The following is a 6,205-nucleotide window of genomic DNA, read 5'->3' as shown; positions in this document are numbered from 1 at the left end:
CCGACACCACCAAAGATCTCCTGGGCTAAGGCCAGACAAGGCGCCCCGGAGCTTTTAAGCGCAGAGTACTGCAGTACGTGAGCATTAAAAGCGAGGACGCAACGCCGTATGGCCGACGACCAGGAGATCGCCCCGGTACGTTACAACTTGATCCAGGTCGCCTTGATCTCGGTGTACTTGTCGAAGGCGTGCAGCGACTTGTCACGGCCGTTGCCCGACTGCTTGAAGCCGCCGAAGGGCGCGGTCATGTCGCCGCCGTCGTACTGGTTGACCCACATGCTGCCGACGCGCAGCGCCTTGGCCGCCAGGTGCGCCTTGGACAGGTTGCTGGTCCAGATCGCCGCAGCCAGGCCGTAGATGCTGTCGTTGGCGATGGCGATGGCTTCCTCGGTGCTGTCGAACGCAATCACCGTCAGTACCGGGCCGAAGATCTCTTCCTGGGCGATACGCATGGCGTTGTGCGCGTCGTCGAAGATAGTCGGCTCGACATAGACGCCACCGGTTTCCTCCAGGGTGCGCTTGCCGCCGCAGAGCAGCTTGGCCTTGTCCGCATGGCCGGCTTCGATATAGCCGAGCACCGCGTTGAGGTGGCCGGCATCGACCAGGGCGCCGACCTTGCTCGCCGGATCCAGGGCGTGACCGGCTTTCCAGCCCTGCATGGCTTCCAGCACCATGGGCATAAACTTGTCCTTGATCGAACGCTCCACCAGCAGGCGCGAGCCGGCGGTACACATCTCGCCCTGGTTAAAGCAGATCGCCGCCGCTGCCGCCTCGGCCGCCGCCTTGAGATCCGGAGCATCGGCGAAGACGATATTGGCGCTCTTGCCGCCGGCTTCCAGCCACACGCGCTTCATATTGGATTCGCCGGCGTAGATCATCAGCTGCTTGGCGATCTTGGTCGAGCCGGTGAACACCAGGGTGTCGACATCCATATGCAGGGCCAGGGCCTTGCCGACGGTGTGGCCGTAGCCCGGCAGCACGTTGAGCACGCCGGCCGGAATACCGGCTTGCAGCGCCAGCTGGGCCATGCGAATGGCGGTCAGCGGCGACTTCTCGGAGGGTTTGACTATCACCGAGTTGCCGGTGGCCAGGGCCGGGCCGAGCTTCCAGCAGGTCATGATCATCGGGAAGTTCCACGGCACTATGGCCGCGACCACGCCGACCGCCTCGCGGGTAACCAGACCCAGCTCGTCATGAGGGGTAGCGGCCACTTCGTCGTAAATCTTGTCGACCGCCTCGCCACTCCAGCGGATGGCGCGGGAGGCACCCGGCACGTCGACGCCCAGGGAGTCGCTGATCGGCTTGCCCATGTCCAGGGTTTCCAGCAGCGCCAACTCCTCGGCGTGCTCATCCATCAGGTCGGCGAAGCGGATCATCACGCGCTTGCGCTGGGCCGGCGCCATGCGCGACCAGACGCCGGACTCGAAGGTGGCGCGGGCATCACGCACCGCCAGTTCGGCGTCGGCCAGGTCACAACTGGCGATCTGGGTCAGCAAGCGGCCATCCACCGGGCTGATGCAGTCGAAGGTGGCCGCAGATACGGCGGCGGTGTATTCGCCGTGAATAAAGGCACGGCCTTCGATTTTCAGGTTGTTGGCGCGCTGCTCCCAGTCGGCACGAGTCAGGCTAGTCATTCGAGCATCCTCTATCGGTAAAAAGTGTCGCAGGCGGGCCTGCGGCACTGTCAATAATTCTGCAAGGCTTTAGTAAAGCCCCACCCTGCCCGCAACACTAAACCAGAGGCCGGTCAATTTTCAATATTTTTGACAAAGCACGCTAAAACACCCTTGTCATGTTCGATTTATTAAACATAGACTGCGCAAAATCCTTCACCAACCCTTCATTTGCGCTTGCGGATGACCAACATGACCTTCGATAACAGCTCCAATCCGATCAGAAAAACAAACACACTCGACGATTTCTGGATGCCGTTTACCGCTAACCGTCAATTCAAGGCCAAGCCGCGCCTGCTGGAAAGCGCCGCAGGCATGTATTTCACCAGCGACGACGGCCGCCAGGTGCTGGATGGCACCGCCGGCCTGTGGTGCTGCAACGCCGGCCACGGCCGCCACGAGATCACCGAGGCGGTGAGCCAGCAGATCGCCAAGTTGGACTTCGCCCCGACCTTCCAGATGGGCCACCCGCTGCCCTTCGAGTTGGCCAGCCGCCTGGCCGAGATCGCCCCAGCCGGGCTGAACAAGGTGTTCTTCACCAACTCCGGTTCCGAGTCGGTGGACACCGCCCTGAAAATCGCCCTGGCCTATCAGCGCGCCATCGGCCAAGGCACGCGCACCCGCCTGATCGGCCGCGAGCTGGGCTACCATGGTGTCGGTTTCGGCGGCATCTCGGTCGGCGGCATGGTCAACAACCGCCGCGCCTTCCCACTGCAACTGCCGGGTGTCGATCACCTGCCGCATACCCTGGATGTCCAGCGCAACGCCTTCAGCAGAGGCCTGCCGGAGTTCGGCATCGAGAAGGCCGACGAGCTGGAACGCCTGGTGACCCTGCACGGCGCCGAGAACATCGCCGCGGTGATAGTCGAGCCCATGTCCGGCTCGGCCGGTGTGGTGCTGCCGCCGGTGGGCTACCTGCAGCGCCTGCGCGAGATCACCAAGAAACACGGCATCCTGCTGATCTTCGATGAGGTGATCACCGGCTTCGGCCGCGTCGGCAAGGCCTTCGCCGCCCAGCGCTGGGGCGTCACCCCGGACATCATCACCACCGCCAAGGGCCTGACCAACGGCGCCATCCCCATGGGCGCGGTGCTGGTCGATGAGAAGCTGTATGACGCCTTTATGCAAGGCCCGGACGGCATCGAGCTGTTCCACGGCTATACCTATTCCGGCCACCCGGTAGCTTGCGCCGCCGCCTTGGCGACCCTGGATATCTACCAGCAGGAGCAGTTGTTCGAGCGCAGCATCGAGCTGGAAAGCTACTGGCAGGACGGGCTGCACAGCCTGCGCGACCAGCCCAACGTGATCGACATTCGCACCATTGGCCTAGTCGGCGGTGTGCAACTGGCGCCGAACAGCCAGGGCGCCGGCAAGCGCGGCTTCCAGGTATTCGAGCAGTGCTTCAAGGACGACCTGCTGGTGCGCGTGACTGGCGATACCATTGCCCTGTCGCCGCCCCTGATAGTGGAAAAGGCGCAGATCGACTGCCTGGTGGAAAAGCTCGCCGACGCGATTCGCCAAGCCAACTAACTCAGTACGGAATCCCAGATGAATATCGAAAAGATCGTCGACTTCGCCCAAGCCAGCACCTCCGCCGAACACTACCGTCCGGCGCCGGAGAAAGTCCTCAAGGGCGACCCCGAGCAAAGCGTGCGCAACCACTACGGCAGCCCCTGCGGCCAGTTCAACGCGGGTATCTGGGAAGGCGCGGCCGGCCTCTGGACGGTCAGCTACAGCGAGCACGAATACTGCGAAATCCTCCAGGGCGTCTCGGTGCTGCGCGACCAGGACGGCAACGCCAAGACAGTGCGCGCCGGCGACCGCTTCGTCATCCCCGCCGGGTTCGAAGGCACCTGGGAAGTGCTGGAAGCCTGCCGCAAGGTCTATGTGATGTTCGAGCAAGCCAAGGCCTGAAACCCCATTCCATGTGTCACCCTTTAGCCCGCCTCGTGCGGGCTTTTTTTGCGCCGCCTTTTACCGCCCAGCGTGCGCTGGAGTATGCCCTCCCCACTCCAGCCATAAGCCGCTAAAGCCCCCTTAGAAAGCCCCAGACAAGGGCTTGCAGGGCGTAGCCCTGGGATAAATTCCGGGCAAGAAAAAACCCGCACAAGGCGGGTTTTTCGGCAAGGCGGCTGATCAATTACTTGATCTTGCCTTCCTTGTAGATCACGTGCTTACGCACAACCGGATCGAATTTTTTAATTTCGATTTTGTCCGGAGTGGTGCGCTTGTTTTTGTCGGTAGTGTAGAAATGACCAGTACCGGCACTCGAGATCAAACGGATCAATTCACGCATGACTTTCTCCTTAAACCTTTTCGCCGCGAGCACGCAGCTCGGACAGAACGACGTCAATACCACGCTTGTCGATGCAACGCATACCTTTGGCAGAAACGCGCAGACGCACGAAACGGTTCTCAGACTCGACCCAGAAGCGGTGATGCTGCAGGTTCGGCAGGAAACGACGACGGGTTTTGTTGTTTGCGTGGGAAATGTTATTCCCGGTTACCGGACCCTTACCGGTAACTTGACAGACTCTCGACATGCCTCAGCCCTCTAAAACCACATGCCCAACCCGGCATGGGTTGGCCGCTAATATTCAATCTTGGCGCTCAGCGCCGCGTATCTCGAGGGTCTTACCAGCCGCGCGACAAAGCGCAGGAACCGGGCCCCTACAAAAGAGCGCTGCTTTATACCAGAAAGCCCCCACAGCAACAAGGCCGAACAGACTTTTTGCGCAAACCCGCGACCCGACCAACCTGCCGCCAAGGCAGCGGGCTGGGGCCGCGCCGCTAGCCGACCACTCGTCGCCGGATTTGTAATATTCTGCCTCGATCCAAAGTCTAGGAGTAGACCCTTAATTCCGACACGCCCGCCAAGGGTCGCCTAACTTACAGGAGTTCTCCATGCGTCTCGCCCTTCTGCCCTTCTTATTCGCCCCGCTATTCAGCCCCCTGCTAGCCCAGGCCGCCACCCTCGGGGTGTGCACCGAGGCCAGCCCGGAAGGCTTCGACGTGGTCCAGTACAACTCGCTGACTACCACCAACGCCTCCGCCGATACCCTGATGAACCGCCTGGTGGACTTCGATGCCGACAGCGGCCGCTTGCTGCCAAGCCTGGCGCAAAGCTGGACAGTCTCGGCGGACGGTCTGACTTATGACTTCCAGTTGCGCGCCGGGGTGAAGTTTCACCAAACCTCCTACTTCACCCCGAGCCGCGAGCTGAACGCCGAGGATGTGCTGTTCAGCTTCCAACGTATGCTCGATCCGGCGCACCCCTGGCACAAGGTCGCCCAGAGCGGCTATCCCCATGCCCAGTCCATGCAGTGGCCGAGCCTGATCCAAGCCGTCGAGGCGCCCAGCCCGCATAACCTGCGCTTTACCCTGAAGCATCCCGAAGCGACCTTTCTCGCGACCCTGAGTATGGGCTTCGCCTCCATTTACTCCGCCGAATACGCCGCGCAGCTACTGAAGGCCGGTACCCCAGAAAGGCTCAACGCTCAGCCGATCGGTAGCGGTCCCTTTATCTTCAAGAGTTTCCGCAAGGATGCCGTGGTGCGCTACGCGGCCAACCCGGACTATTTCGCCGGCAAGCCGGCGGTCGATGAGTTGGTGTTCGCCATCACCCCGGACGCCAATGTGCGCTTGCAGAAGCTGCGCCGCGGCGAATGCCAGATCACCCTGTCGCCCAAGCCGCTGGACGTCCAGGCCGCCGCCCAGGATAGCCAGCTCAAGGCGGTGCAGAACGCAGCCTTTATGACCGCCTTCGTCGCCCTCAATAGCCAGCACCCGCCGCTGGACAAACCCGAGGTGCGCCAGGCGATCAATCTGGCCTTCGACAAGGCCAGCTACCTCAACGCCGTATTCGCCGGCAGCGCCCAGGCCGCCAGCGGCCCTTACCCGCCGAACACCTGGAGCTATGCCGCCGAGCTACCGGGCTATGCCCACGACCCGGTGCAGGCTCGCGCGCTGCTGGCCAAGGCTGGGCTCAAGGACGGCTTCAAGACCACCCTCTGGACCCGCCCATCCGGCAGCCTGCTCAACCCCAACCCGAGCCTGGGCGCGCAACTGCTGCAGGCCGATCTGGCCAAGGTCGGCATCCAGGCAGAGATCCGCGTGATCGAGTGGGGCGAGCTGATCCGTCGCGCCAAGGCCGGTGAGCACGATCTGCTGTTTATGGGCTGGGCCGGTGATAACGGCGATCCGGACAACTTCCTCACCCCGCAATTCTCTTGCGCGGCCGTGCAATCCGGGACCAATTTCGCCCGTTATTGCGCGCAGGATCTGGATCGGCTGATCGCCGCGGGCAAAGCCAGCAGCGATCTGAGCGAACGCACCCGCCTGTATAAAGAAGCCCAACAAATGATCCAACAGCAGGCGCTGTGGCTGCCACTAGCCCACCCGACCGCCGCCGCGCTGGTGCGTCAGGACGTTGAGGGATATCGGGTCAGCCCGTTCGGCCGGCAGGACTTCTCCAAGGTCAGGCTGCATCCCTGAGTGCGACGTAGGGTGGATGGCACTTTTTTCATCCGCCC

6 protein-coding genes are annotated in these 6,205 nt (G+C 62.3%); 3 read left to right on the top strand and 3 right to left on the bottom strand.

Annotated features, from left to right (window positions below; genetic code table 11):
- Nucleotides 1-140: 140 nt before the first annotated feature.
- Nucleotides 141-1,634, bottom strand: coding sequence for an aldehyde dehydrogenase (locus Q8Q83_RS05145; RefSeq protein ID WP_305621716.1), 1,494 nt, complete (start codon nt 1,632-1,634; stop codon nt 141-143).
- Between the two features lie 231 nt (nt 1,635-1,865).
- Here Q8Q83_RS05145 and Q8Q83_RS05140 point away from each other — a divergent pair, with 231 nt between their 5' ends.
- Together Q8Q83_RS05140 and Q8Q83_RS05135 are read left to right on the top strand one after the other, a co-directional pair.
- Entirely contained in the window at nt 1,866-3,203 is a 1,338-nt protein-coding gene (locus Q8Q83_RS05140; RefSeq protein ID WP_305621714.1) for an aspartate aminotransferase family protein, read from the top strand.
- 18 nt (nt 3,204-3,221) lie between these two features.
- A complete protein-coding gene (locus tag Q8Q83_RS05135) occupies nt 3,222-3,587 on the top strand; it encodes a cupin domain-containing protein (protein ID WP_305621712.1) in 366 nt (121 codons plus the stop codon).
- 226 nt (nt 3,588-3,813) lie between these two features.
- Here Q8Q83_RS05135 and rpmG read toward each other — a convergent pair whose 3' ends face one another.
- On the bottom strand, nt 3,814-3,969 hold the full coding sequence (rpmG, locus tag Q8Q83_RS05130; protein WP_007894709.1) for a 50S ribosomal protein L33: 156 nt from the start codon (nt 3,967-3,969) through the stop codon (nt 3,814-3,816).
- Between the two features lie 10 nt (nt 3,970-3,979).
- On the bottom strand, nt 3,980-4,216 hold the full coding sequence (rpmB, locus tag Q8Q83_RS05125; RefSeq protein ID WP_090240685.1) for a 50S ribosomal protein L28: 237 nt from the start codon (nt 4,214-4,216) through the stop codon (nt 3,980-3,982).
- 361 nt (nt 4,217-4,577) lie between these two features.
- Here rpmB and Q8Q83_RS05120 point away from each other — a divergent pair, with 361 nt between their 5' ends.
- On the top strand, nt 4,578-6,167 hold the full coding sequence (locus tag Q8Q83_RS05120; protein ID WP_305621710.1) for an ABC transporter substrate-binding protein: 1,590 nt from the start codon (nt 4,578-4,580) through the stop codon (nt 6,165-6,167).
- Nucleotides 6,168-6,205 lie beyond the last annotated feature (38 nt).

The organism is Pseudomonas sp. (assembly GCF_030696055.1).
Lineage (GTDB): Bacteria > Pseudomonadota > Gammaproteobacteria > Pseudomonadales > Pseudomonadaceae > Aquipseudomonas.
Note: the sequence above shows the minus strand (reverse complement) of the source record. Positions and strands in the feature narration are given on the sequence as shown.

Excerpts from the sequence above, each read along its gene's own strand:
- Q8Q83_RS05145 (WP_305621716.1), bottom strand. The coding sequence starts at position 1,634 with ATGACTAGCCTGACTCGTGCCGACTGGGAGCAGCGCGCCAACAACCTG.
- Q8Q83_RS05140 (WP_305621714.1), top strand. The coding sequence starts at position 1,866 with ATGACCTTCGATAACAGCTCCAATCCGATCAGAAAAACAAACACACTC.
- Q8Q83_RS05135 (WP_305621712.1), top strand. The coding sequence starts at position 3,222 with ATGAATATCGAAAAGATCGTCGACTTCGCCCAAGCCAGCACCTCCGCC.
- rpmG (WP_007894709.1), bottom strand. The coding sequence starts at position 3,969 with ATGCGTGAATTGATCCGTTTGATCTCGAGTGCCGGTACTGGTCATTTC.
- rpmB (WP_090240685.1), bottom strand. The coding sequence starts at position 4,216 with ATGTCGAGAGTCTGTCAAGTTACCGGTAAGGGTCCGGTAACCGGGAAT.
- Q8Q83_RS05120 (WP_305621710.1), top strand. The coding sequence starts at position 4,578 with ATGCGTCTCGCCCTTCTGCCCTTCTTATTCGCCCCGCTATTCAGCCCC.